At 46.3% G+C, this 26,186-nt stretch carries 25 protein-coding genes, 4 pseudogenes and 1 riboswitch; of the genes and pseudogenes, 18 read left to right on the forward strand and 11 right to left on the reverse strand.

What is annotated here, in order from left to right:
• Position 1: 1 nt before the first annotated feature.
• The 9 genes and pseudogenes from OQ477_RS17555 to OQ477_RS17595 all read left to right on the forward strand — a co-directional run bounded on the left by OQ477_RS17555 (position 2) and on the right by OQ477_RS17595 (position 13,794).
• Positions 2-2,188 (forward strand): DNA topoisomerase III, encoded by a 2,187-nt coding sequence (locus tag OQ477_RS17555; RefSeq protein ID WP_029326219.1) that lies wholly within the window; start codon positions 2-4, stop codon positions 2,186-2,188.
• Between the two features lie 232 nt (positions 2,189-2,420).
• Positions 2,421-3,506 (forward strand): lipoprotein YdaJ, encoded by a 1,086-nt coding sequence (locus OQ477_RS17560; protein WP_265973374.1) that lies wholly within the window; start codon positions 2,421-2,423, stop codon positions 3,504-3,506.
• Positions 3,487-4,335, forward strand: coding sequence for a diguanylate cyclase domain-containing protein (locus OQ477_RS17565; RefSeq protein WP_003156258.1), 849 nt, complete (start codon positions 3,487-3,489; stop codon positions 4,333-4,335). Before OQ477_RS17560 ends, OQ477_RS17565 begins: the two co-directional genes overlap by 20 nt.
• The gene (locus OQ477_RS17570) at positions 4,325-6,052 is read left to right on the forward strand and encodes a DUF2334 domain-containing protein (RefSeq protein WP_265973375.1); all 1,728 of its coding nucleotides are present in this window, start codon (positions 4,325-4,327) and stop codon (positions 6,050-6,052) included. Before OQ477_RS17565 ends, OQ477_RS17570 begins: the two co-directional genes overlap by 11 nt.
• On the forward strand, positions 6,045-7,307 hold the full coding sequence (locus OQ477_RS17575; protein WP_017419244.1) for a glycosyltransferase family 2 protein: 1,263 nt from the start codon (positions 6,045-6,047) through the stop codon (positions 7,305-7,307). The genes OQ477_RS17570 and OQ477_RS17575 overlap by 8 nt, the downstream gene beginning before the upstream one ends.
• Positions 7,308-7,312: 5 nt before the next feature.
• Complete coding sequence (locus OQ477_RS17580; RefSeq protein WP_265973376.1) at positions 7,313-9,418, forward strand: cellulose biosynthesis cyclic di-GMP-binding regulatory protein BcsB; 2,106 nt, start codon at positions 7,313-7,315, stop codon at positions 9,416-9,418.
• A gap of 135 nt (positions 9,419-9,553) precedes the next feature.
• Positions 9,554-9,700, forward strand: a riboswitch (cyclic di-AMP (ydaO/yuaA leader).
• Positions 9,701-9,856: 156 nt separating this feature from the next.
• The gene (locus OQ477_RS17585) at positions 9,857-11,677 is read left to right on the forward strand and encodes an APC family permease (protein ID WP_007410187.1); all 1,821 of its coding nucleotides are present in this window, start codon (positions 9,857-9,859) and stop codon (positions 11,675-11,677) included.
• A gap of 80 nt (positions 11,678-11,757) precedes the next feature.
• Positions 11,758-12,015, forward strand: a pseudogene (locus tag OQ477_RS17590) (DNA mismatch repair protein MutT); the annotation flags it as partial.
• A gap of 57 nt (positions 12,016-12,072) precedes the next feature.
• Positions 12,073-13,794, forward strand: coding sequence for a pyruvate oxidase (locus OQ477_RS17595; RefSeq protein WP_060675354.1), 1,722 nt, complete (start codon positions 12,073-12,075; stop codon positions 13,792-13,794).
• A 114-nt stretch (positions 13,795-13,908) separates the two neighbouring features.
• Here OQ477_RS17595 and OQ477_RS17600 read toward each other — a convergent pair whose 3' ends face one another.
• A complete protein-coding gene (locus OQ477_RS17600) occupies positions 13,909-14,346 on the reverse strand; it encodes a GNAT family N-acetyltransferase (RefSeq protein WP_265973378.1) in 438 nt (145 codons plus the stop codon).
• A 134-nt stretch (positions 14,347-14,480) separates the two neighbouring features.
• Between OQ477_RS17600 and OQ477_RS17605 the strand changes: the two genes are divergently transcribed.
• From OQ477_RS17605 to OQ477_RS17620, 4 genes and pseudogenes are all read left to right on the forward strand, one after another.
• Positions 14,481-14,669 (forward strand): hypothetical protein, encoded by a 189-nt coding sequence (locus tag OQ477_RS17605; protein WP_265973379.1) that lies wholly within the window; start codon positions 14,481-14,483, stop codon positions 14,667-14,669.
• Between the two features lie 155 nt (positions 14,670-14,824).
• Entirely contained in the window at positions 14,825-14,986 is a 162-nt protein-coding gene (locus tag OQ477_RS17610) for a hypothetical protein (RefSeq protein WP_014304372.1), read from the forward strand.
• Between the two features lie 12 nt (positions 14,987-14,998).
• Positions 14,999-15,540, forward strand: a pseudogene (locus OQ477_RS17615) (phage portal protein); the annotation flags it as partial.
• Between the two features lie 99 nt (positions 15,541-15,639).
• Positions 15,640-15,774 (forward strand): hypothetical protein, encoded by a 135-nt coding sequence (locus OQ477_RS17620; protein WP_255322095.1) that lies wholly within the window; start codon positions 15,640-15,642, stop codon positions 15,772-15,774.
• Positions 15,775-16,062: 288 nt separating this feature from the next.
• Here the strand turns inward: OQ477_RS17620 and OQ477_RS17625 are convergent, their stop codons facing one another.
• The 5 genes from OQ477_RS17625 to OQ477_RS17645 all read right to left on the reverse strand — a co-directional run bounded on the left by OQ477_RS17625 (position 16,063) and on the right by OQ477_RS17645 (position 19,778).
• Complete coding sequence (locus tag OQ477_RS17625; RefSeq protein ID WP_012116845.1) at positions 16,063-16,293, reverse strand: hypothetical protein; 231 nt, start codon at positions 16,291-16,293, stop codon at positions 16,063-16,065.
• A gap of 380 nt (positions 16,294-16,673) precedes the next feature.
• Entirely contained in the window at positions 16,674-17,231 is a 558-nt protein-coding gene (locus OQ477_RS17630) for a hypothetical protein (RefSeq protein WP_265973380.1), read from the reverse strand.
• A 95-nt stretch (positions 17,232-17,326) separates the two neighbouring features.
• Positions 17,327-17,905: a hypothetical protein gene (locus tag OQ477_RS17635; RefSeq protein ID WP_172645800.1), complete on the reverse strand. Its 579-nt coding sequence runs from the start codon at positions 17,903-17,905 to the stop codon at positions 17,327-17,329.
• A 223-nt stretch (positions 17,906-18,128) separates the two neighbouring features.
• A complete protein-coding gene (locus OQ477_RS17640; RefSeq protein WP_012116848.1) occupies positions 18,129-18,395 on the reverse strand; it encodes a hypothetical protein in 267 nt (88 codons plus the stop codon).
• A gap of 105 nt (positions 18,396-18,500) precedes the next feature.
• Complete coding sequence (locus OQ477_RS17645; protein WP_088005335.1) at positions 18,501-19,778, reverse strand: Nramp family divalent metal transporter; 1,278 nt, start codon at positions 19,776-19,778, stop codon at positions 18,501-18,503.
• A 656-nt stretch (positions 19,779-20,434) separates the two neighbouring features.
• On the opposite strand from OQ477_RS17645, the gene OQ477_RS17650 reads away from it, so the two are divergent.
• Positions 20,435-20,788: a hypothetical protein gene (locus OQ477_RS17650; protein WP_007410203.1), complete on the forward strand. Its 354-nt coding sequence runs from the start codon at positions 20,435-20,437 to the stop codon at positions 20,786-20,788.
• A gap of 58 nt (positions 20,789-20,846) precedes the next feature.
• Here OQ477_RS17650 and OQ477_RS17655 read toward each other — a convergent pair.
• From OQ477_RS17655 to OQ477_RS17665, 3 genes and pseudogenes are all read right to left on the reverse strand, one after another.
• Positions 20,847-21,062 (reverse strand): annotated as a pseudogene (locus tag OQ477_RS17655) (DUF2188 domain-containing protein); the annotation flags it as partial.
• Between the two features lie 57 nt (positions 21,063-21,119).
• Positions 21,120-21,527: pseudogene (locus OQ477_RS17660) on the reverse strand (DUF5360 family protein).
• Positions 21,524-21,889 (reverse strand): DMT family transporter, encoded by a 366-nt coding sequence (locus tag OQ477_RS17665; protein WP_265973381.1) that lies wholly within the window; start codon positions 21,887-21,889, stop codon positions 21,524-21,526. The pseudogene OQ477_RS17660 and the gene OQ477_RS17665 overlap by 4 nt, the downstream one beginning before the upstream one ends.
• A 166-nt stretch (positions 21,890-22,055) precedes the next feature.
• Between OQ477_RS17665 and OQ477_RS17670 the strand changes: the two genes are divergently transcribed.
• The 4 genes from OQ477_RS17670 to OQ477_RS17685 all read left to right on the forward strand — a co-directional run bounded on the left by OQ477_RS17670 (position 22,056) and on the right by OQ477_RS17685 (position 24,162).
• Entirely contained in the window at positions 22,056-22,862 is an 807-nt protein-coding gene (locus tag OQ477_RS17670; protein ID WP_265973382.1) for an EcsC family protein, read from the forward strand.
• A 99-nt stretch (positions 22,863-22,961) separates the two neighbouring features.
• Complete coding sequence (gene gsiB, locus OQ477_RS17675; protein ID WP_012116853.1) at positions 22,962-23,333, forward strand: glucose starvation-inducible protein GsiB; 372 nt, start codon at positions 22,962-22,964, stop codon at positions 23,331-23,333.
• Positions 23,334-23,467: 134 nt separating this feature from the next.
• Positions 23,468-23,809: a cupin domain-containing protein gene (locus OQ477_RS17680; protein WP_014304387.1), complete on the forward strand. Its 342-nt coding sequence runs from the start codon at positions 23,468-23,470 to the stop codon at positions 23,807-23,809.
• A complete protein-coding gene (locus tag OQ477_RS17685) occupies positions 23,803-24,162 on the forward strand; it encodes a YdbC family protein (protein ID WP_265973383.1) in 360 nt (119 codons plus the stop codon). Before OQ477_RS17680 ends, OQ477_RS17685 begins: the two co-directional genes overlap by 7 nt.
• 36 nt (positions 24,163-24,198) lie before the next feature.
• On the opposite strand, the gene OQ477_RS17690 is transcribed toward OQ477_RS17685, so the two are convergent.
• A complete protein-coding gene (locus tag OQ477_RS17690; protein WP_014416954.1) occupies positions 24,199-25,020 on the reverse strand; it encodes a manganese catalase family protein in 822 nt (273 codons plus the stop codon).
• Between the two features lie 84 nt (positions 25,021-25,104).
• The gene (locus OQ477_RS17695) at positions 25,105-26,157 is read right to left on the reverse strand and encodes a TRAP transporter substrate-binding protein (RefSeq protein WP_265973384.1); all 1,053 of its coding nucleotides are present in this window, start codon (positions 26,155-26,157) and stop codon (positions 25,105-25,107) included.
• Between the last annotated feature and the right edge of the window lie 29 nt (positions 26,158-26,186).

Below are 26,186 nucleotides of genomic sequence, written 5' to 3' on the forward strand. Positions count from 1 at the left end.
CATGTCAAAAACAGTTGTATTAGCTGAAAAACCTTCAGTCGGCCGGGACTTGGCCCGCGTGCTGAAGTGTCATAAAAAAGGAAACGGATATCTTGAAGGCGACCGCTACATCGTCACATGGGCGCTCGGGCATCTGGTAACGCTCGCTGACCCTGAAGGATACGGCAAAGAATTTCAATCATGGCGGCTTGAGGATCTGCCGATTATTCCGGAGCCTTTGAAGCTCGTCGTCATTAAAAAAACAGGAAAACAGTTCAATGCGGTCAAAGCTCAGCTTGTCCGAAAAGACGTCAGCCAGATCGTAATCGCTACAGACGCAGGACGGGAAGGGGAACTAGTGGCCCGCTGGATTATCGAAAAGGCAAACGTCCGCAAACCGATTAAGCGGCTGTGGATTTCCTCTGTGACGGATAAGGCGATTAAAGAAGGATTTCAAAAGCTCCGCAACGGCAAAGAGTACGAAAACCTGTATCATTCCGCCGTTGCCAGAGCGGAAGCGGATTGGATCGTCGGCATCAACGCGACTCGCGCGCTGACGACAAAATTTAACGCGCAGCTGTCATGCGGACGCGTCCAGACTCCGACACTGGCGATGATCGCCAAGCGTGAAGCGGACATTCAGGCGTTCAAACCCGTTCCTTATTACGGTCTCCGCGCGGCGGCTGATCAGATGACGCTGACATGGCAGGATAAAAAAACAAAGCAGACTAGAACATTCGATCAGACGGTGACCGGCCGTTTGGCAAAAGACCTGCAAGGAAAGCCGGCAGTCATTTCAGAATTGAAAAAAACGGCGAAGAAAAGCTTCGCACCCGGTCTTTACGACTTGACGGAATTGCAGCGGGACGCTCATAAGCGCTTCGGTTTCTCCGCAAAAGAAACGCTGTCCGTGCTTCAAAAGCTGTATGAACAGCATAAGCTTGTCACTTACCCGCGGACAGATTCCAGATTCCTTTCCGCAGACATCGTGCCGACTTTAAAAGACCGTTTAAACGGCATGGAAGTTAAGCCGTACGCGCAATACGTCAATCAAATACTGAAGCGGGGCGTCAAAGCGCATAAAGGATTCGTCAATGATGCGAAAGTATCGGATCACCATGCCATTATTCCGACAGAGGAGCCGCTGATCCTTTCAAGCCTCAGCGACAAAGAACGAAAGCTTTACGATCTGATCGCCAAACGTTTTCTCGCCGTGTTAATGCCGGCGTTCGAATACGAAGAAACAAAGGTCACAGCCGATATCGGCGGCGAAACATTTACCGCAAAAGGGAAAACGGTTCAATCGCCTGGCTGGAAAGCCGTGTATGATATGTACGAGGATGACGACGATCATGAGGAAGACAAAGACCAGACGCTCCCGGATCTTCAGCAGGGTCAGCGCCTCACTGTCTCATCATTGAAAGAAACGAGCGGACAGACGAAACCGCCGGCGCGCTTTAATGAAGGCACGCTGTTATCCGCAATGGAGAACCCAAGCGCCTTTATGCAGGGAGAAGAGAAGAACCTTGTGAAAACATTGGGTGAAACCGGCGGACTCGGAACAGTCGCCACCCGCGCTGATATCATAGAAAAACTGTTCAACAGTTTCTTAATCGAGAAAAAAGAAAAAGATATTTTCATCACGTCAAAAGGGAAGCAGCTCTTACAGCTCGTCCCGGAAGATTTAAAATCACCGGCCTTAACCGCTGAGTGGGAGCAAAAGCTCTCCGCCATCGCAGCGGGCAAACTGAAATCCGCCGTGTTCATTAAAGACATGAAAACATATGCGGGCAAAACGGTGAAGGAAATCAAAAACAGCAGCCAAACTTTCAGACATGACAACATTTCAGGCACCGCCTGCCCTGATTGCGGCAAAATGATGCTTAAAGTCAACGGCAAACGCGGCACGATGCTCGTATGTCAGGATCGTGAGTGCGGCAGCCGGAAAACGCTGGCAAGAAAAACAAACGCCCGCTGTCCGAACTGTCATAAGAAAATGGAGCTTCGCGGCCAGGGTGAAGGCCAAACCTTCGCATGTGTATGCGGCCACCGGGAGAAACTGTCCGTCTTTGAAAAGCGCAAGGCGAAAGATAAATCCGGACGCGCATCCAAGCGGGACATCAACTCTTATATGAAAAGCCAAAACAAAGAGGAGCCGATGAACAACGCGCTGGCAGAACAGCTGAAAAAACTCGGCCTGGATAAATAGATCAGAGAAAGGCAGCATTTGTAACGAAATGCTGCCTTTTGTTGTGTTTTTTACTGTAATGGGAATACGATCCATGTGAAGAGGGAAAAGGTAGCAGTCGGCGCTCCCATTTAAAATTTCCCAATGTGAAAAAATGCTAGTATTCTTTTATCGTTTCCTATATAGTAAAAATACTTTGTGAAAAAATAAGATATGGGTCTAAAAAAGGATTTGTAAAATAGGAGGATAGACTGTGAAGCAATTCGTTTTTCGTCTGATGATCCTTTTGATTTCGATCGTTCTGACGGCGGGGTGCGCGGAGGCCGGCACTGAAAAACAGGCGGCGGCCGAACCGTCCGGACCGCTTCAGCCCGCAGAGCATTTTATTTATCATAAATTGATGAACGGGCGGGGGATGATCCGGACGAACATATCCGGTGAGCCGGAATATTTATCTGAGTCTCTCGGACTATGGATGGCATTTTTGCTGAACAGGAAAGATGAACGGCAGTTTCAAGCGCAATATCAGCTTCTCACCGATTCGTTTCTGACGAAAAACGGGCTCGTGTCGTGGAAGATTGACGGGAATAAAGCGAGCGGCACCAATGCCTTAATTGATGATTTCAGAATTATGAACTGTCTGAATGAGGCCGGAACCCTGTGGGGAAACAGTGAATACGGGAAAACAGCGGTGCAGATCGGGAAGGCGCTGAAAAAATACAATACGAATGACGGGTATTTTACGGATTATTATGATGCCGCTTCAAATGCCGCGTCAAAGACCGTGACGTTGTCCTATGTCGACCCAGGCGCCTTACAGATGCTCAGAGAAAAGGGGATTATCGATGAGAAAACGGAAAACCGGAACCTTCATGTTCTCAATCTTGCGCCCCTGAAAAATGGTTTTCTGCCGAAATCGTTCAATACTGAAACAAAGGAATACAAATATGACAGCGAAGTGAATGTCATCGACCAGCTGTACGCCGCCGTGAATCTGAAGCGGGGCGATGGCAAAGCCGCCGCGCTGTCAAAATGGATGATAGAGGAATTTAAGTCGCGCGGACAGCTGTACGGACGATACAGCGCGAACACGAAAGAGCCGGCGGTTCAGTACGAATCACCGTCCGTTTACGCCCTGGCCGTTCTTTTTTTAGCAGAACAAAAAGCTGATCCGGCTGTCATCAAGCCGCTTTATGAAAGAATGACTTCATTTGAAACACTGGACACGCTGAAACCTGATTACGGCGGCTATATGAGCGGGGGCGATACACATTCTTTCGATAACCTGCTGCCGCTTCTGGCTGAAAGGAAATTGTTTAATGAAAATATCATTCAATGAATCACAAAAACTGTGCAGCTACACAGCAGTTATGCTGGTGCTGCTGTCTTTTTTTATTTACTATGCGTCTCAGCAATCCGCAGGGCTTCTGATAACCTGCATCACATTGCTTGTTGCGGGAGCCGGCATATGGTTCGGGGCAATCTATGCGCTCGTCATCACCTTACTCGTCTTATTTGTTCTCGGCAGCCTGCTCCTGTGGTTTCAGACCGGGAGCTTTATGGCGTCTGCCGGTGCCGAAAGTCTGCAGGTGCTGGTCATTTGGGGGATTGCGCTGCTGCTCTTTTCTTACATAGCGGGAAGGATTCACGAGTTGGCGAAGGGGCTTGAGCGCTCAGTGAAACAGCTGCGTGAAGAGATTACGAGCTTTGTCGCCGTCGACAGGGTGACCGGCTTTGACAACCATCTGCGGATGAAGCTGGAGCTTTCTGAGGAAATCAAGCGGGCTGAACGCTACGGCAATTCCTTCGTCTTTTTGCTGCTGCACATGCATTATTTCAAGGAATTCAAATCCCTCTACGGAGAAAAAGAGACCGACCGCCTGCTGGCATTTATCAGCCGCCAAATCCGGTCAAGCGTTCGGGAAACAGACAAAAAATTCAGGCCGTCCGCCGAACGGTTCGGCATCGTGCTGACCCATACGCCTGAAGAAAACATGCCGGCCGTTCTGGCGAAGCTGAAAAAGGAATTGGATACGTACCGGCTGCAAAACGGTAAATACGTCTCCATCACCTTCCGTGTATGTTACTTGGCGTACCGAAAGGATTTACAAACGGCCGAGCAATTTTTAAATGAACTGGAAAACGAGATGATGATGAATGAACTCTAAATGGATACGTCTCTTACTCTCGGCGCTCTTCATGATTTCGGCGGTTTATGTTCCCCGTCCGGCGGAAGCAAAAGACAAAAAGGACGGCATTCTCATTATTTATACAAGCACGGACGGCAAAGAAACCGCTGAGGTCAAAATGCTTGATCTGACCGCGGGCCATTTCTCATCCGCCGTCACCGTGAAAAGCGACGGAGACATCACAGCAGCCGATCTCAAAAAGAATCGGCGCGTCATCTATTACGGCGTCACGAAAAAAAAGCTCAGCGCATCATTTGTGTCTCTGATCAGCAGTATGCCGCAAAAGCTGATCAGCATCGGCTATAACGCTGGGCAGTTCCGCCAATTTGCGGGTTTGTCCCTGACAGAAAAAGAAACGGTATACCGTATTTACGGCAAGAAAGAAAAAACAGACATGCCGCTTGAAAAAGGGATGTCCGTGCTCGGCGTATCGGGAGTAAAAGGGGAGCCCCTTTATACATACCGGTCCGGTGACGGCAGCATCCTCCCTTTTATGTGGAAAACGGCGCGCTCTGACTATTATTTCGGTGTGACGAGCCTGTTAAATGATTCGTTTCTGACGGCGAAAGCGCTGCGCAACGCATTCGGAGAATCAGAGGGCGGCACCCTCCTTTATTTGCGGCTTGAAGACATCAGTCCGATGTCAGATGAAACATTGCTTTACGAAGCGGGCTCTTACCTGCATAAAAGACACATTCCGTTTATTCTGGCGGTCATTCCGGTCTATCTCAATCCGGAAAACGGAGAAAAAGTATACCTGGCGGACAAACCGAAAATGGTCAGCGTCCTGAAAAAACTTCAGCAAATGGGCGGCAGCATCATTATTCACGGCTACACGCACGCATACCGATACAGCGAAACGGGAGAAGGCTTTGAATTTTGGGATGCCAAAGCGGATCAGCCGATTACGTCAGAAAATGCGGATGATACTCCGGTCAAGCTTGAAAAGGAACAGGATTTTCCGAATGAAAAAGCGTACCGGGCGTATGTGAAGCCTTTCCGTGAAAAAGAAAACATCTACACGAGAACGAAGCTGGAGCAGGCGATTGACGATCTGACAGAGCTCGGCCTTTACCCGCTGTCATTCGAAGCGCCGCACTATACGATGTCTGAAGAAGGCTACAAAATCGCATCTTCTTATTTCTCCAGCATTTTCGGACAAGTGCAGCTCAGCGGCACGACGTGGAAAACCTCGGGCGCCCCTCCGTTCGTCTCAAAGCCGGCTATGCTGGACGGGATGACGCTGTACCCTGAAACAATCGGTTATGCCGATAACTCAAAGGAAAATCCGCTCGGAGATATGGAGAATCATATTTCGCAGATGATTGATTTCGGCGGCGGAGTGGCGGGCGGTTTCTACCATCCGTATCTCGGCATGAAATTCCTCCCCGAGCTCGTCAATCAGATGGAGCGGATTCCCGGCGGCGAGTGGCTCGATCTGAAGAAAACGAAGCAAACGGTAACGTCGGACAGCGTCAGGATCAAAACGGACGGAGACGGAACCATTCATGTGGAAAACAAGATTCATCCGATAACGGCCTTTTTCAATCACCATCAGCAGACGCCTCTGGAAAAAGCGCTTTGGATTCTCTCCGGCGTGGTGTTATTGTTTATCATCATGTTCGCCTGCTACGTTCTTTATTTGCGCGCCACATTAAAAAAACGAATCTTTAAGGAGAGAAGAACCCTTGAGTAACATTCTGTTTTTTATCTCATTAAGTTTAATATGGGTGATGCTTCTCTATCACATGTTTCTGATGCAGGGCGGATTCAGGCATTATATGACCTTCGAACGGAACATTCCGAAATGGCGCGCAAAGATGGGGGAGCTCCCGAAGGTCAGCGTGCTCATCCCCGCGCATAACGAGGAGGTCGTCATCAGGCAGACGTTGAAGGCGATGGTGAACCTGTATTATCCGAAAGACAGGCTTGAGATCATCGTCGTTAACGATAATTCCTCCGACCGGACGGGAGACATCGTCAATGAATTTTCCCGTCAGTATGACTTCATTAAAATGGTCATCACAAAGCCCCCGAACGCCGGAAAAGGAAAATCTTCGGCGCTGAACTCAGGGTTCGCGGAATCGAACGGAGACGTGATCTGCGTGTATGATGCGGACAATACGCCGGAAAAAATGGCGGTGTACTACCTGGTTCTCGGTCTGATGAATGATGAGAAAGCGGGAGCGGTTGTCGGGAAATTCCGTGTCATCAACGCGGCCAAAACGATCCTGACGAAGTTTATCAATATTGAAACCATCTGCTTTCAGTGGATGGCGCAGGGCGGCAGATGGAAATGGTTCAAAATCGCCACCATCCCGGGGACGAACTTCGCGATCAGGCGGAGCATTATCGAACAGCTCGGCGGCTGGGATGATAAGGCGCTGGCGGAGGATACCGAGCTGACCATCCGCGTGTATAATCTCGGTTATCACATCCGCTTTTTCCCAGCGGCCGTGACATGGGAGCAGGAGCCTGAGACATGGAAGGTGTGGTGGCGTCAGCGGACAAGATGGGCGCGCGGCAACCAATACGTCGTTCTCAAGTTTTTATCCCAATTTTTTAAGCTGAAACGCAAGCGGATCATCTTCGATCTGTTTTATTTCTTTTTTACGTATTTTTTGTTTTTCTTCGGTGTGATCATGTCAAACACGATTTTTATCATCAATCTTTTTTACGACCTGCATCTGGCAGTCGGGTTTTTGGCGATGATTTTGTGGATACTGGCCTTTTTCCTGTTTATGACTGAGGTCATGATTACTTTAAGCATTGAAAAAACAGAAATGAACAAACAAAACTTCTTTATCGTATTTCTGATGTACTTTACATACTCTCAGGCTTGGATCGTGCTCGTCATCTGGTCATTATTCACAGAGATCAAGCACCGCTTGTTCAAGCAGGAAGTCAAGTGGTACAAAACGGAGCGATACAATCAAAATAAAAGCGGGTGACCTTTTTGAAAAAAGCGATCATATTAATAACCGGCCTTTTCCTATTGATGTATAACGGGCAGGCGGCCGCGGCCCGGGAACTGAAAACGGACGGTTCCGCCCTCGGAACAAGCGCCGGCGCAAAAGAGCAGCAGGCGCTGACTGGCGATCTGATGACACTGTACGGGGCGAAAGACAGCACAGAGCTGACCTATCAGATTCCTGCGGGAGCTTCGAATGCCGATCAGTCGCTTCTGATTGATTACGAGGCGTCAAACTTATTAATTGCCCCGTCTTCTTTAACCATCGCCATTGATGATGAACCCGTCAAATCCATAAAGCTTGACGGCAGTTCCAAGCGGAAAACGGTGAAGCTCAATCTCAGCAAAAGCCAATCCGCCCAAGGCTATCACAATGTATCATTACGATTTTACGGCGTGTTAAAAGAGGGCGTCTGCGTCAGGCAGGATACGTCAGGCAACTGGATAAAAATTTATCCGGACAGCCGTCTTGTACTTTCAGAAGCAAGCAAGTCAAAGGGAGCGGATCTCGGCCATTTCCCATATCCGTTTGCCCAATCAGGCAATACGGGTGAAGAAACCGATATTATCCTTCCTGACAAACCGACCTCGGCGGAAGCTGAAGCCGCAGTCAAAACAGAAGCATTTCTGAAAACGGCAGACAGCAGGCTGAAGGTTTCCTATGTAAAAGAATCCGACGCCGGCAAAATCAGCAATCCGTCAATTGTCATCGGTGCTGATCAGCATTGGAACGGGAAAATAAAAGAGCTTTTCGAACGGGGGAACATCAAAGCGGAAGACAACAAACTTCTTCTCGCTGAACGGGTTCTGACATCAGGTGACAAACGGCAGCCCGTCCTGTTTGTCACGGCGCAATCAGACAAAACGCTGGCGGATAAAATCCGCGTCATCACAGACAGCGCTTATTCAGGCCAGCTGGGCGGAGATACTTTGACAATCGGCCGCCTTCAGCCCGCTGCGGAAAAGACAGGTAATAAACTGACACTAGAGGACTTCGGCGCGGGAAATGTAACGGTCGGATCAAACAAAACGGCGTCAGAGCACTTCTTTTACCCTGCGGCGGCCGCTGTTGATAAAGACGGTAAGGTCAAGCTTTCACTTACATTAAAGACGTCGGAATCAGTCCGGAAGAAGGCGGATTCAGATGATGACGCCGAGAGAGCGGAACTGAACGTCATGGTCAACGGACAGCCGAATGCGGTGCGTCTTGATGATCTCGGCAATCAAGATAAAGACGGCTTTTACCACGTCTCAATCCCGATTGATCCGAAGCTTTTGCGAAGCAGCAGATACATTGATCTGCAATTTGTCACATCAGGTTTGAAACATAACAATCCGTGTATCGATCGTGACGAAAACAAATGGGTCTATATTGATAAAAGCAGCACGCTGACGTATCCGGTAAGCGATGCGGCGCAGAAAGCGGATTTCGGGCAATGGCCGCTCCCGTTTGCGGGCGGCGGGAAAGAGAAAACAGTGATCGTCATCCCGGATGACGTAAACATGCAGACACTGAAAGAGCTTTCTCTGGTGGCGGATTCATTCGGAAACGGCTTTACCGTAAAGACGGCATCAGACATGAAGGAAGCGGACGCCAAAGGCCGGAATGTTGTGTTTATCGGAGGCCTGCCGCAAATTCCGCTTTTGAAATCAAACGCCTCTAAGCTTCTCGTGCCCTCAGACCGCAGCGGAGCTTACGATGTCTCTTCGTTTCAAATGCTGAATGAGACAACGAAACAAGTCGCGTTTACACAGGAATCACCTTGGGACTCCGGCCGGAGCATCGCTGTTTTTGCTCCGTTATCAGGAAGCGGCGCGTCTGTCACAAAAGAGCTGATCAGCTTTTTAGACAGCACAAGCGATGCCGCAACCGTCATTAACGAAACAGCCGGCCGGCAGCTGTTTTCGAATCATCAGCAAATCAAGTCCGATGACAGCAGTCCGGCGGCTGATACGAAGAGCCGTTCCGCAGCACTGAACGTCACGTATATCGCTGTTTTCGCGGCGCTTATGATCATTGCGGCCGGTCTGATCTGGCTGACGGCAAGAAGGAAAAAAAGAAAAACGGATCATGAAAAAAGCGAAAAGTAATGAAGGAAAAAGAGGCCGTTAACAGGCCTCTTTTTTTTGTATTTTTATTTCCATTTTTGGCGGTGATTTTTTTATTTTTGAAACAGCATAAAAGCCCCTTTACAACTGAACGGGACGGGAGTATGATCTCTTTTATAATCTATATCGCTTAATCTGTAATCAGAGCGGGGGAACCAATTTGCGGCGCGTCATGCCGCTTGGGGTGAATCCTTTTTCAGGTAGGGCCAACTCTCATAAGCCCGAATCCGACAGCTAACCTCGTAAGCGTTCATGAGAGGAGATGAATGAAACCTGTGCACGATTATGGCGCAGGGGCATCCGTTTGCCTCTGTGTCTTTTTGCTGTGCTGAAATAAGGCATGCAATCAGCATTCGGAGACATCATAGCAGTAAGGGTTTGTAAATCAAACGGAAAATGAAAAAAAGGGGAAGACAACAAATGTACCATTCAATCAAAAGATTTTTGATTGGGAAACCGCTGAAATCACAGGCGGCCGGAGAGCAGAAACTCACGAAACTCAAGGCGCTCGCTATGCTTTCTTCAGACGCGCTGTCATCAGTTGCTTACGGAACGGAACAGATTCTGATCATTTTGGCTGCGGTAAGCGCGGCCGCGTTTTGGTATTCCATTCCGATCGCAGCCGGCGTTCTCATTTTGCTGCTTGCTTTGATTCTGTCCTACAGACAGATTATTTACGCTTATCCGCAAGGCGGAGGCGCTTATATGGTTTCAAAAGAAAACCTTGGTGAGAAGCCGGGCCTGATTGCGGGCGGCTCATTGCTTGTTGATTATATTCTCACGGTGGCGGTAAGCATTTCTGCCGGAACTGACGCCATTACATCGGCCTTTCCGGCTTTGCACCCGCATCATTTGCTCATTGCTGTTTTGCTTGTGATTCTGATTATGATTTTAAATTTGAGAGGACTGTCAGAGTCGGCGTCCATTTTGGCGTATCCCGTCTATCTGTTTGTGGCGGCGCTTGTCCTTTTGATCGTCGTCGGACTGTTTAAGCTCATGACGGGCCAGGTTCATCCGGCCGAACACACGCCGATCGGCACACCGGTGGCGGGCATCACGCTGTTTTTGCTGCTGAAGGCCTTTTCATCCGGCTGTTCGGCACTGACCGGTGTTGAAGCCATTTCAAACGCGATCCCTGCCTTTAAAAATCCTCCGGCGAAAAACGCGGCCCGCACTCTGGCCATGATGGGGATTCTGCTGGCGATCTTATTTACGGGGATTACGGTGCTGGCGTACGGCTACGGCACGGGACCGAAGCCTAACGAGACCGTTATTTCACAAATCGCCGCGGAAACTTTCGGCCGCCATACGGTGTATTATTTCATTCAAGGCGTTACATCTTTGATTCTCGTGCTTGCGGCGAATACGGGCTTTTCCGCTTTTCCGCAGCTGGCGTTTAATTTAGCGCGCGATCAGTATATGCCGAGAATGTTTACGGTACGGGGCGACCGATTAGGATTTTCAAACGGAATCATCTTTCTCGGTATCGCGTCCATCTTGCTCATTCTTTTATTCGGCGGCCGCACGGAACATTTAATTCCGCTTTATGCCGTCGGCGTGTTCATTCCGTTTACGCTGTCGCAGACGGGAATGTGCATCAAGTGGATCAGGCAGAAGCCGAAGGGCTGGGCGGTAAAAATGCTGATCAACTCATGCGGCGCCGCCATTTCATTTATGGTGCTGTGTATTTTATTCGCGACGAAGTTCAATCTTGTCTGGCCGGTGCTGTTATTCATGCCTGCTGTCGTCATGCTGTTTTTCGTCATTAAAAATCACTACACCGCGGTCGGCGAACAGCTGCGGGTCGTTGATCAGCAGCCTGAGGAAATCAGGGGAACCGTCGTCATCGTGCCTGTCGCCGGTGTCACCACCGTCGTCCAAAAATCGATTCAGTATGCGAAATCATTATCGGATCAGGTTATTGCGGTTCATGTTTCCTTTGACAGAGAAAACGAAAAAAAGGTGGAAAAGCGCTGGGAAGAACTTCATAACGGCGTCCGCCTCGTCACCCTGCATTCCTCATACCGCAGTCTGGTTCACCCGTTTGATAAATTTTTGGAAACGGTCGAACAGAAAGCGAAAAAAGAACAGTTCTCCGTGATGGTGCTGTTTCCGCAATTTATTACGAAAAAACGCTGGCAGACCATCCTTCACAACCAATCAGCCTTCTTGCTCCGCGTCCGGCTGTTTTGGAAGAAGGACATCATCGTCGCCACCCTGCCGTATCATTTTAAAAAGTAACGGCAAAGACCGCAGGCTAAAATGCCGCGGTCTTTTTTGTAAAGGAGGACGACATGGCACAAGGCGCTTTTGTCATCATTGAGTATGAAAGGCCGGCATTTGAAGATACACAGCATGTATTCATCGGAGCCATTAATGGAGGAGCACCGCTGATGAACGGGCCGGAAACCGCCGCTTTACGCTGGTTTTGTCCTAATCGGCTGCCGCTGTTCATGGTGCCGAACAGAAAACGGCAAATAAAAGACGGACTCAATGGGGCGGCAAATCATAAGGCAGTCCTTAAAGACCGGAATCTGTTATCCATCCTTGATCGGCTGAGAAAAAAGCTGAGAGTATAGCCCGTGTTTCAACCCGTATGAAAAAGGGGATGAATACAGGTAAAAGGAGGATGCAGTATGCCAAGTAAAACAGCAGGACACGTAATGACGGAGCTGCTTGAACAATGGGGAGTCGGTCATATATACGGCATTCCCGGAGACAGCATTAATGAATTTATCGAAGAACTGAGACATGAACGAAATAACCTGACATTCATCCAAACCCGGCACGAAGAAGTCGCAGCCCTGGCTGCCGCGGCTGAGGCAAAACTGACCGGGCAGATCGGTGTCTGCCTTTCAATCGCAGGACCGGGGGCCGTTCATCTGCTGAACGGTTTATACGACGCCAAAGCGGACGGCGTTCCGGTGCTGGCGATTGCGGGACAGGTAGCTTCCGATGAAATCGGCCGTGACAGCTTTCAGGAAATCAAATTAGAGCAAATGTTTGAGGACGTGGCGGTGTTCAACCAGCAAGTACATACGGCAGAAGCGCTGCCCGATCTTCTGAATCAGGCGATCCGCACGGCTTACAGCAAAAAAGGCGTTGCCGTTTTAACCGTTTCTGATGATTTATTCGCGCAAAAAATCAAACGGGAGCCGGTTTATACATCGCCGATATACCTCAAAGCCGATATAGAGCCGAAAAAAGAACATCTCGTGACATGCGCGCAATATATTAACAACGCAAAAAAACCGGTCATTCTCGCCGGCCAAGGGTTAAAATCGGCAAAAGAGGAGCTGCTCGCATTCGCCGATAAAGCGGCCGCTCCGATTGTGATTACCCTTCCGGCAAAAGGCGTCGTGCCTGACAGCCATCCCCACTTTCTAGGGAATCTCGGGCAAATCGGCACAAAGCCCGCCTACGAAGCCATGGAGGAATGCGATCTGCTGATCATGCTCGGCACATCGTTCCCGTACAGGGATTATCTCCCGGATGATACGCCTGCCATTCAGCTTGATTCGGATCCGGCGAAAATCGGGAAGCGCTATCCCGTCAATGCGGGAATTGTCAGTGATGCGGCTCTGGGGCTGAAAGAGCTGACGGAATACATTGAATATAAAGAAGACAGAAGATTTTTAGACGCCTGCACCGAGCACATGAAGCATTGGTGGAAGGAAATCGAAAAGGATGAAACTGAAGCGACTCATCCGCTCAAGCCGCAGCAGGTCATCGCCCGGCTTCAGGATGCGGCCGCAGACGATGCCGTTCTGTCGGTGGATGTCGGAACGGTTACGGTGTGGATGGCCCGCCATTTTAAAATGAAAAAGCAGGACTTTATCGTCTCAAGCTGGCTCGCCACGATGGGATGCGGGCTTCCGGGAGCGATTGCCGCAAGCCTTGCCGAACCTGAGCGGCAGTCCATCGCCATTTGCGGAGACGGCGGATTTTCAATGGTGATGCAGGACCTGCCGACGGCTGTTAAATATAAACTTCCGATTACGGTTGTCATATTAAACAACGAAAATTTAGGCATGATTGAATATGAACAGCGGGTCAAAGGCAACATTGACTACGTCACCCAGCTGCAAAATATGGATTACGCCGCTTTTGCAGAAAGCTGCGGGGCAAAAGGCATCAAAGTGACGAAACACGAGGAATTGGCTCCCGCTTTTCATGAAGCGCTCAACTCAAATGAGCCGGTCGTCATCGACGCCGTCATCGGCGACGAGCCGCCGCTTCCGGGTAAAATCACTTACGGCCAAGCGAAGGGCTTCAGCAAATACATGCTGAAAAACTTCTTTGAAAACCAAAAAATCGAAATGCCGTCACTCAAGAAAAGCTTAAAACGGCTGTTTTAAAAAATAAAAATAAACAGGCAGCATGCCTGTTTATTTTTATTTATTTACCCAGATAAGCCATAGTAAAAGCCCGGCTTTTTATTTTAGGTTTTTCTTCAATAAGGTCATCCCGGGTTATATGGAATAGGTCAGCCAAGTTCCAAGAGAGCCACCCATCTTTTCATAGAACTTTTGTGCACGGTAATTATCAGATGCAGTTATCCACGACATATGCGCATACCCGTTTTCTTTTGTAAATCTCTTGCAACTTTTAAACAATTCTTTGGCTGCTCCTGTGCCTCTTGCTTTTTCTATCACGAATAAATCATTCATTACTGTTATTTTATCTGCTTTCGTCGTACTAAAACTAAAATATAGTGTTGCAAAGCTAATAAGTTCCCCATCTTGTTCAGCAACGAATTGAATACCCCTGTTCTTCTCAAATAACATTTCAATTAAATGATGTATCTTTTCAATCGGTGGCTTAGGTCTTTTATAAAAATCCACGATATATAAATACATTAAATCGGTCAATTGTTTTACATCATAGTGTTCTGCGCTTCTGATTATCATATGTTTACCTCCTCACTCTTTTTTTAATTTTTGTTATACAAAACTTACACATATATTCCAAATAATGCAATATTTTAAATTGGTTTTGAATCGGTTTGTTGTTTAAGAAATAATAAGAAGGCGGAACCATTCTCATGAAGCGCTTAACTCAAACGAGCCGGTCGTTATTGACGCCGTTATCGGCGATGAGCCGCCGCTTCCGGCATTCAGCATGGTGCTATGTATTTAATGCCCGCTCTATTACTTTAAGGAGGAAACAGAATGCAAGCAGTCAAACAATTGTCATTCAATCCGGAAGTATCGGGCTGTTTTTTATCCGTTAAATTAAATTCATCTTTTAAAGTCTCAGCTGTGCGAGAAGGCTTTATAGTCAAGGCTTTTTTCACTGGTGTACTTATTTGTCGCACGATAAAATTGCAATAACTGAAAGGAGGGGTGCAAGTTATATAGAGAAAAAGGACTCAGAGGAGTTTAGATAATGGATGATAAAAAGAAAGAGGTTCAAAGAAAATACAGAGAAGAGATTAAGAGAAAGAAACAGCAAAAAGAAGATGATAAAAACTTCACAAGAGAAGCCTTTATTGTTGTGACGATAATCGTGCTGTTTATTTTTTTGAATTTCATGTTCAAAAGCTTTTAACAAAAAATCCCTGATCAAACAGTAAAACGGCTGGCCCGAGATTTTCAGATTCCCACTGGGTCCATCGTAAAAAACAGCATATACTTAAATCATTGGTTTTTAAAGACGATACCAGCCTTCATGACATGATATTAAAGGCATTGAAGCAAACAAAAAAACAGACCAGTCATAATTATCAGTTATATGCCTCGAAGGGGAAGCTTTGTCTTAGGGTTTGGCCTGACACGTCAGAAGTTTGGGTGTTAGAGACAGGCGTAAACATCACAGGATACCAGTACAGCACCTCAATAAATGAAACAGCAACGAAGGTCAAACTCCGACGCTAGAAAGACAATAAGACGTATACTGCCACTGCAAAAGATAATTCAGGAATTAATAAATACGGGGTTCTGCAGTATGTGGAAACCGTCTCGGACAATATTAATCAGGCGCAGCTTCAGCAGCGAGCGAACGTACTTCAATCACAGAAAAAAGGTGTAAAAAAAGAATTAAAGAGTATTCAAGCTATTGGTATTCCTAACTTGCAGAGCGGTATTCCTATTCTATTTTCAGTCATGACATTGGAAATGAGCTTACTATGCAGAGGGAAGAAACTTTTTAAAGAAAACCATACACGCCCAAACACAAATACTTAAGGTTACGGAGGCTATATAATGAAAAAGGTTATAATCAGCTCCGCTTTAATCGCTATTCTTTTCACTGGATTATTAAGTGTAACAAATGTTTATACTGCTGAAATGAGTGATTCTGGAACTTTCCACATCGCTGAAAAAGCTATAAATATTTAAGTATTCTCCAATTTTTGACCTCCATCTTTTAAGACTGGGGGATTTCTTTTTCTTATCCAGTAATCAACATACGCAGCCTCATAAGGTTCTTAAGCGTTACTTGTATTGCGTTCACTTTTCCGTTTTGCTGTGAAGTGTTTTCTTGAACGATGCATGCATGAGAAAGACGCCGTCCATTTTTAAGCCTTTCTTCAATAATTCAAGGAAAAACAAAGGAGCTATCGAGAAGATCGCGGCAGCTGGCGGGGCGATGGCTGATTAAAAAACTCGTGAAGGTTCAATGCAGTTTCATCTCAAGAACAGCCAGAGAGCGGTCACAACAGCGATCATAAAGTAATCTCCCTCATTCAGTGTAGTTCCATTTTTGACAAACACACGTGCCGTCCGGTTTGTCTTTGTCCCTTTCGGGGTCTTAAGCGCAATGTTCTTCCCTATATTGTAATAAACAATTTTAAATAGATAATATGCCAGCGAACAGAGTAAAAAGAGCAACATGAACTTGCCAATAAACAATATCATGTTTTATTACTCCCTTTTGCAGTTTTTTCGTTTGAATATATGACGGAAAAGTCAGGATGTTATATAAAAGGAGAAGTATTTTACGGAGACTGGTGTTATTCATTAATGAATGGATCATCGTAACATCTCCAGATCCGGAATCATTTCAAAACGAAAGAGAAGCCCGAGGATTATTAAAAAACAGTCCCTAATTTGTCCGCTTTTTTTTGAAAATATGATCCAAGATGAACATAAAGAGGGTGAATAAAAAGGACACCGTAATCATATCTATCAGAGATATATTAGAGGTTCTTTTTATTAACAGCAGCCATACCACCTGCAAAACTAAAGAAATAGAAAAATAGGATATATATGTCATGATCCTCATATTTGTTACCCCCTTAGCCTAATTTCTCTTTTGTGATCTTATCCAAATTAGTGAAAAGGATATCCAATCCCGAAAATAAGAAAGTGATGAACAATGAAAGAAGCACTTCTCCACCTTGAAATATAGATATGTTCTCAATGATATGATTGGAAACGTATTGAACTGAGAAGTAAACAGCAGCCCATGCAAAAATGAATTCAAGGATGTAGGCTGACCAAGCAGGCAATGTCAAAACATGAGTCATTCCTTTTACAATTGCCGTAAGGATAAGCATATAAACTAAAGCTAAAATACTTACGACGACAGAAAATATGTATAAGTCTGAAAGTGAACCATATATGATATATTCTCCGAAAAAATGATTTACAGTTATAGCTATAAAATAAATAACTAGGCTAGGTACAGTCACAGCGAAGAACAGGGAGAATCCAATTAGCCCTATGAATGCTGCATGAGCTAAGCGGTTTGGCGGTGTATCCACGATCTCTTTTTTTAATAGAATCATAAAAATAAGAGATGAAATCACAAGGCAGCATAAGAAAGTGAGCAGAACAGTAAAAAAGACAGTCATGTGACATCTCCAATGAAAAAGTGCTATTAGAGTGAATCTAACAGCACTTTGCATTACTTCATACGTATTTTCCTGACGATCATTTATGAATGATTTTAAAATGCTTTCATTGCTAAAGTTGTCAATTGAGCGAGGTTTTTAGCCTGGCTGTCAGAAAGTCCGGACTTTTTAAGTGAAAGATAAAGATTCTTTTCCACGTCAGCCCAGCTTAAGGCGACATACTCGTTCAGCATTTTCTTTAAAACCGGTTCTATGTGTTCATTGAAAACGGATTCGAGTTCATTTCTTATTTTCTTTCCTGCTAATTTTTCAACAAGATTGAATAATTTTGTTTTATTTTTCAGCACTTCTCTGATTACATCTTTGACTGGTTTTGACACAGATGCATCGCTTTGTGCTTTAAGTCCGTAGGAAAATTGCGTATCAGTCTGATAAAAAAATGATTTGGTCGTTCCAGTGGCATTGGCAGTATTATTATGATTTTCTTTAGCTAAGGATGCGGGGACAAAAGCAGTAGTTACAAGGGCTAAAGATGCGGCAAACAGAATGCCTTTAGCTGCGTGTTTAATGGGAAATCCTCCTTTAGAAATGTAGTGTAGAGAGAAATGAAAGACTATGTATTTAGGCGGGACCGATATGATCCGCTTTGAACATTTTCCCCTCTCAGATACCATTCTATCAATAGGTATTTTTGGGGTAAATAGGATTTTAATACAGTATTTTTCTTATAATTCAAAATCTTCTTTAGCAGGATTCATTTTGGCTGCAGTTTCGACGATGGGACATGGGCTGAAGCCTATATAACACATGTACAGGCTGTTTGAGGCGGAATCACATTATCGGAGCGGTTTTATAATTTAGGGTTAATGAATAAAAATAAACAGGCGGCATGCCTGTTTATTTTCGTTTGCGTGAAAGAGCGAAGAAAAACGGGAAGGCGGAGCCGGCCAATAACGTACCGAATAAAAACATGCCCCCGATGAACACATGATAGTTCACCCCGCCGATCCAAAGCCCCGTGATTAAGGAAACGATGCTTAATGCGATCATCAAAAAGCCGGGAATCAGACGTTTCTTACCCGTTGTCCGATAAGCAATAAGAGAACAGAAGATGCCGATGACAATCGGCACAATCCACAGATAAAAAAGGATAAATACTGACATAAGCAAAACTCCGATTTTTCTTCTATCATACCAAAAACGCCCGGAAAAAGATACGAACGGCACCCGGCGCCAAAAGAAAAACCGGCCGCTATGGCCGGTTTTTTTCTAACGGAATGAATCGTAGATCACAAACAGATTAAGCGCGATCACTAAAACCGCAATCAGCCAGGCGAGAGCCGTCACCCATTTTCGGTTCGTCAGGGCGCCCATCAGGCGTTTGTTGCTTGTAAACATAATCAGCGGCACGAGCGCAAAGGAAATGCCGAATGAAAGAACGACCTGGCTCCATACGAGCGCTTCTGTGGCGTTGACCCCCGAGATAATGATGATCATCGGCGGAATGATGGTAATGAAACGCCGCAAGTAAAGCGGGATACGGTAACGGATGAAGCCCTGCATGATAATATCGCCTGACAATGTGCCGACAGAAGAGCTCGAAAGCCCTGCGGCCAGCAGCCCGATCCCGAAGAGAATGGCTGAAGCCGGTCCGATATAGTGGCCGAATTGCTGATAAGCCACGTCTAAATCTTCTACATATAGCCCGTTCTTGAAGAAAAGCGCGGCAGCGACGATGAGCATGCTTGCGTTAATCGCCCCGGCGATCACCATCGCGATGAGAATGTCAATCGTCTCGAATCTAAAAATCTTTTTCCGCTCACTATCCGTTTTTCCGACGACACGGCGCTGTGTCAGTGCGGAATGTAAGTAAATGGCATGCGGCATCACGGTTGCGCCGAGTATCCCGGTTGCCAGAAGCACACTGTCCATTCCGTCAATTTTCGGGATAAACAGCCCTTCGAGAACGGAAGCGGCGTCAGGTTTGGCAAAGAAGGTTTGCAGAGCGAAGGCGATCACCACGACGAACAGAAGTCCGGCGATGCCCGCTTCCAGCGCCCGGTAACCCCGGCGCTGCAGCTCTAAAATCGCGAATGATCCGATCGCCGCGATAATGGCCGCTTCAACCATCGGTATGCCGAACAGCAGGTTGAGCCCGAGCGCCGCCCCGATAAATTCTGCCAGATCAGTTGCCATAATCACCAGTTCACCCTGTATCCACAGCCCGGCTGATACCCATTTCGGATACCGGTCTCTGGCGATTTCCGGAAGGTTTTTACCCGTGGCAATGCCGAGCTTCGCGGAAAGAACTTGGATTAAAAAAGCCATCAAGTTTGAAAAGAGGATGACCCACAGCAGCATATACCCAAATTTCGAACCAGCTGAGATATTCGTAGCGAAGTTTCCCGGATCAATGTAGGCAATCGCCGCGATAAAGGCTGGGCCTAAGAAAGGCAGAAGCCGCTTGAATCCCTTGCTTTTGCCGTCAAGTGCATCCTGCACGGCTTTTGCTTGCAGTGATTGTGCTGAGATGTCTTTGCTCATTATGTCTCACCTAAATTCCGATAGATTTTTAGCTAAATAACAAAAAGTTTCCTAGACGCAAATTATTTTATCTACATCATAAATCTGCTATTATGAGATGTCAAGTTCTTTATGTTCAATAAACCGGCACATTGATGCCCTGTTTTATCTATGATATGTATCCCGCCGAAGAAAGGTCCGAAAATGAAAACGGCATCGTTCCGGGAAAGAAGCGATGCCGTTCGCCAAGCGTGTTTCCGCGTCCGATCATGCGCGGATGCGTTGAGCGTTCTTTTAAAAAGGTGAAAAGAGAACACTTGCCCATATCACTTCACAACTTTCTGTCCGCCCAACTGATCCTGAGAAAAAGACGCTGTATTTCCTCCGTTTTCCCGGGTAAATAGAATAATAATGTTTCTTTCCATTGGAAGATAAAACCTTTCTGTACCATTCAAATGACCTCCGGAAAAACTCCGGCCGCTCTGAATAAACGTTTGAATCAACGATATATCAGTGATTCCAGTCCAATAAACCGCTGTTATCTATCAAATAAAGAATCGGCATGGTCACTTGCGAAGAAAAGAAGTTGGAGCATTAGACTTATTTCAGTCTCCCGGGCGAAAAAGTATAATAACGTCAGGAAAGCTTTCCAGCCATATGATAAAAGAGGGGGAATTTTCTTGGTACGTCGTTTGTCGATCATTTCTTTAGCCATGATTTTTGCTGTTTCTTTATTCGCTTTTGGCGGCTCTGCATCAGCAGCAGCTTTCAAACCTAAAGCTGAACCGGACGTTTCCATTTTAGCCAGCGGGGGTACAGTCGGTATTTACGGTGCTAATATGCGCTCATGCTCTAAGGTCAGCTGTTCAACGATCACAACATTTTCAAGCGGTAAAAAAATTACAGGTTCCTGGGTAACCGGAGAATATGTTCAAGGTCACTACACCAATTCCAATAAATGGCTGAAAGTCACGTATGCAGGAGCGACAGGCTACGTTTCAGTCACCACACTATCTTATTATTACGGTTTATAATCAGAAAAACCTCGTTCTCTTGAGAGCGGGGTTTTTCCTTTATTCCGATTCAATTTCCGCGTTTCGTTTCATCATCGTGTTTCATCAGCTGATCGATTTCTTCCTTAGAAGCGTTTTTTTTCCACTCTTTCGCCTGACTTGTCGCAATGGGAATGGCCCGTCCTTCTTCATAACCCTCATCTACCATCGCATTCGCGATTTCGATCGCTTTTTTCTTCACAGGTTCCTCGAGATTCTTCAATGATTGCGGATAATCCTTCATAGACCAAGGCATGTCTATCACTCCTTTATGAAAAGTGTTTCCCGCCTGGAGAAAAAGAAAACCGCCTCATCAAAAAGAATGACAGCTATTGTGACGAGAGACCAGCAATTTCCGAATAAAATATAAAGGATAAAGAAGCAAGTACAGATTGAATGCCCACCACATAAAATCAAAATCACCGATAAATACCTAAAAGGCAATCGCTTGCAGGCCTGAACAAAAGGTCAGCACAAGTGATATTAATGCGAAAGAGCGCCATAACGCATGTTTCCGTTTATAAAGAAACAAGCTGTACAGCCCGGTTATCGAAATGAAAATATCTAAGGGAAAGAATGACCAGTTCCAGGCCATGATCATGGCGTTATCATAATCTTTAAACACCATGTTTTTTGGAATCCACTCAAAAAAAGTAACAATCCAATAAATGATAAATCCAATATCTGTAATGAGGAAGAGAACCTTTAACCCTTTCATCATCTGTTTCTGTCCGTATGAACGCTGATGCCGTTTGATGACGTTTCACTTTCAGAAATAAAGTTTAAGGAAACAACACCGATGATGATCAGAAGAACAGAGACAGCTTTTATGACAGAGAACTGTTCATGGAACAGAAAAATTCCGATCAAGGAAATCAGCACGATCCCCATTCCCGACCAGACCGCATACGCGATGGAGACACTTATATATTTCAAAGTCAAAGTAAGAAAACAAAGGCTGCCGATATAAAACAATAACAATAAAATACTTGGGACAAGTTTTGTAAATCCATTTGATAATTTCATGCTGACCGTACCCAATACTTCAAAAATGATCGCTAAACTTAAATAAATCCATTGCATTCAACATTCTCCTTCAATCGTATTATTCAGAATTATACAATATATAGAATTTGAAGAAAATTAAACAATGGAATGTTTTCCGGATAAAAAATCCGGCCGGGTGTAAAAAGAAAACGCCATAAAGGTATACTATGAACAAAGAAATCAGAAAGGACGTGCAGGACGGGTGACAGAAGAGCGGACAGACCTGGAAAGACAACTGAGAGACATTCAAAAATGGGAAAAGGCGCAGCAGAGGGTGATGTTCTGGCAAACATTCACCCGATTGCCGTTTCAGCTTTTGGACAAGCTGACACCGCAATTTATTCAGAGGAAAATCGGACTCATTCTCGATGAAACGGGAACGTTTATTCAGTCAGGCGGACAGTACCTTACATCAGAAAAGCGCATCATGAAAAAGTTTCAAAAACGGCTGCCGCACGGTACATGTCAAACGCTTCGCGACATCCGCAATGCGCCGCTTGCCGTCATGGACGAAATCGCAGAAGCCATAGCGCGTACAAGCGTAAAGGCCGCGACGGTGCAGGGAGCCGCAACGGGAGTCGGCGGCGTATTCACGCTGGCGGCAGACATTCCGGCGATGCTCGGCCTGTCCTTAAAGACGCTGCAGGATATCGCGGTTGCTTACGGCTTTGATCCGAAAGACAAAAAAGAACGCGTGTTTATCGTCAAATTGCTCCAGCTTGCATCCAGTGACGTCATCGGAAAAAAAGCGATTCTGCAAGATTTACGGCAATATGATCAAAACGACCGCGCCTATCAGCGCGTCGCCTCGCAAATCCAAGGCTGGCGGGAAGTCGTTTACAGCTACCGCGATACGTTCGCTGCGAAAAAACTGCTGCAAATGGTTCCGGTCGCGGGCATCATCTTCGGCGCGTCCGCCAACCGTTCAGCTTTAGAAAGCATCGCAGAAACAGGCATCATGCTTTATAAAAAACGCCGGATTTTAAAACGCCTGGACGATACAGAATGATAAAAACCACCCGAAAACACATTCAATGTGTTTTCTTTGTTTAGCAGTTCTGAAATCGGGAAACCAACAACCAACACCAATTAAAGGAGGAATTCAAAAATGGCACAAGATAATAACAAAATGAGCAGAGAAGAAGCAGGTAAAAAAGGCGGAGAAGCGACAAGCAATAACCATGACAAAGAATTCTATCAGGAAATTGGTCAAAAAGGCGGAGAAGCAACAAGCAAAAATCACGATAAAGAATTCTATCAGGAAATCGGTGAAAAAGGCGGAGAAGCAACAAGCAAAAATCACGACAAAGAATTCTATCAGGAAATCGGTGAAAAAGGCGGAGAAGCCACTAGCAATAACCATGACAAGGAATTCTATCAGGAAATCGGTCAAAAAGGCGGAGAAGCCACTAGTAAAAATCATGACAAAGATTTTTATAAGGAAATCGGCCAAAAAGGCGGAAACAGACGAAGCAGCTAATAAAAGCATAAAAGGCAGACAACCTGCAGATCAAAAGCGATCCGGCGCACCAGCCGGATCGCTTTTTATTTTGGGGAAATCTTGATCTGAGCCGCCGTTGCGATACAATAAAATGAAAAAGGGGTTTTTCACTCGTGTCTGACATGCTGAATTTGCTCGCTATCGCCAATAAAGTCAAAGAAAAACACGACAATTTTTCAATCGCGGAGATCAATGACCACTGTGTGCGCCTCGCAGTGTTTACGGGAGAATATGACTGGCACCATCACCCTGACTCAGATGAATGGTTCATCGTTCTGGAAGGTGAGCTGCTGATCGATTTTAAGGACAAAGAAACCGCAGTGCTCAAAGCAAATGACAGCCTGCTCATCCCGAAAGGCACGATTCACCGCACCCGCTCTTACGTCAGAACCGTGAATCTCTGTGTTGAGCATACGCATGCGAAAACAGTCATCACAGAGGAACGGTCATGCTGATCAAAAAGATCGTATGTGAAACAGACGCTGCAAACACTGAAGCATTTGCGCAAGCACAGTCAAGGTGGGGAGCATTATCATGTGTAAATGGCTTCGTCAAACAGGCCGGCGGATGGCGGAAAAACGCAGACGGCCTGTTCATCGCAGAGATCATCAGCGTTTGGGAGAACAGACAGGCCTATGATGATTTTATGGAGAACGAACATGACCGCATATACGAAGAAATCGAGCAGAAGGCTGCAATTCTTTCAATAGAAGTGATGCTGTACGAAGAGGATGAACCTTTCATTCACGAGCTGTTACATCACCCGGACATCCGGTACGAACCGGACTGGACGGTTCAGAAGGCATAATGAAAGCCCAAAACAGTTTGTTTTGGGCTTGTGTCTTTACTCGCGTCCGGGAAGCGTGTTGTGGACATACGGCGGGACGGGATCCAGCTTAGCTATTTCGCCGTGCGCTTTCGGTTCCTTTTCGTATTCGAATGGTTCTCCGTCCGGCGCTGTTTCCTTCAGCCAATTTTGTTCAGCGCTTTCTGCTCCATCTGAGAAATGAATAAGCTTATGGGAGAATGACTGTTTTTCCAGAGCCTTCGGGAATGTGGAAGGAACGATCGGACCTTCCTGTTCTTCTAATTCTTTAATGGCCGCAAGCCATTGGTTTTGATGCATAGTATCGCGGGCCAATAAAAAGCTGAGCATATCTTTCACGCCTTTATCATCGGTCATTTCATACAGGCGTGCGACTTGAAGCCTTCCTTGTGATTCGGCGTTCAGATTGGCGCGGAAGTCTGCCAGAAGGTTTCCGCTTGCGACGATATAGCCTGCGCTCCACGGAACGCCCGTGCTGCTCTCCGGCATTGCGCCGAGCCCTGAGACGATCGCATGATGCGGATTCATCCCGCCTAAAATGGACCCGATGACCGGATCATCAGCCGCTTTTTCCTGCTCTGCCAGCGGGGCGTCTTCTAACAGTCTCGCAATCATCGTCGCGATCATTTCGACATGGCCGATTTCTTCCGTCGCGGTATCCATCAGAAGATCCTTATATTTTTCATTGCCCCGTGTATTCCATCCTTGAAACAAATATTGCATGGCGACGGATATTTCCCCGTATTGTCCCCCTAAAATTTCCTGCATCTTTTTTGCGAACAGCGGGTCAGGACGATCCGGTTTAGCCGGATGCTGCAGTTTTTTCGTATGTGTAAACATGTCTCCATCTCCTTTTTTTGCTCTGTCCCTATTTACTTCCCCGGCGGGAAAAGGGATGAAACGGAGATGGGCGTATTGGCCCTGCTAAGGCTCGCGGCGCAAGGATAACAAATCCTGCACAAGCCCGCGGCCGATCACCTGTTCATATTGTCCGTAAATCGGGTCGAGGCGTTTCATCCATGTGTTCTTTTCCGCTTTACTCAGCACATGAATATGAATGGATGAATTCTTCTTTATCTCTTCAAGCTGGTCTTTATTCATTTTCTCAGCGGAGGCTTCGTTCCATTCCGTCGTTTCTCTCATCGCCTCCGTTAAGATGGCTCTCGTTTTTTCTGTCTGCGAATTCCAGAAATGCTCGTCGGTCATCACGGCATAACCGAGGTACCCGTGATTGCTGATTGTCAAATAATCTTGAACATTATAAAATTTTTTAGAATAGATATTTGAAATCGTATTTTCTTCTCCGTCTACAAGATTGCTTTCCAAGAGCTGAAACGTGGAATTAAAGGAATCCTGCCGCGGGTGCGCGCCGAGCAGACGGTATTGGTCTTCGATCACGCTGCTCGGCATGATCCTGAGCGCCTGTCCTTTCAAATCGTCCGGAGTGAAGATCGGTCCTTTATTTGACGTAAGCTGCTTAAATCCGTTCGTCCAGTACGCCAGTCCTTTCAAATGATGCTTTTCTAATGAAGCGAACAGGCGTGTGCCGATTTTGCCGTTGAGGCCTTCTTGCACGGCTTTATAGTTTGTAAACGCGTACGGCAGATCCAAAACACCCCATTCGGGAGACAGTGATCCGAGCTTTGAGGTGGAGGGAGCGATGAATTGCACGTCCCCGTTTTGGAGGGCGTTTATTTCTTCATTATCTGAATAGAGGCTCCCGTTTGGAAACACCTCTACTTTAATGGTGCCGCCGGACTTTTGATAGACAAGGTCGGCAAACTTATTCGCCGCCCGCCCTTTAGGCGTGTTTTCAGCAACGACATGGCTGAATTTGAAAACGATTTGATCTTTCAGGCCTTCCTGTTCGTCATCATAATACGGTTCTTCCGTTGAGAAATGATCATGAAAGCCGATGAATAAAGCGGTTCCGATACCGAGTACCATCAGGCTGAGACAAGTCAGCAAGCTTTTCATCGAAAACCCCCTCCGCCATTTTCTATAAC

The sequence above is a fragment of the Bacillus sp. ChL18 genome (genome assembly GCF_026241425.1).
Taxonomy (GTDB): Bacteria; Bacillota; Bacilli; order Bacillales; family Bacillaceae; genus Bacillus; species Bacillus velezensis.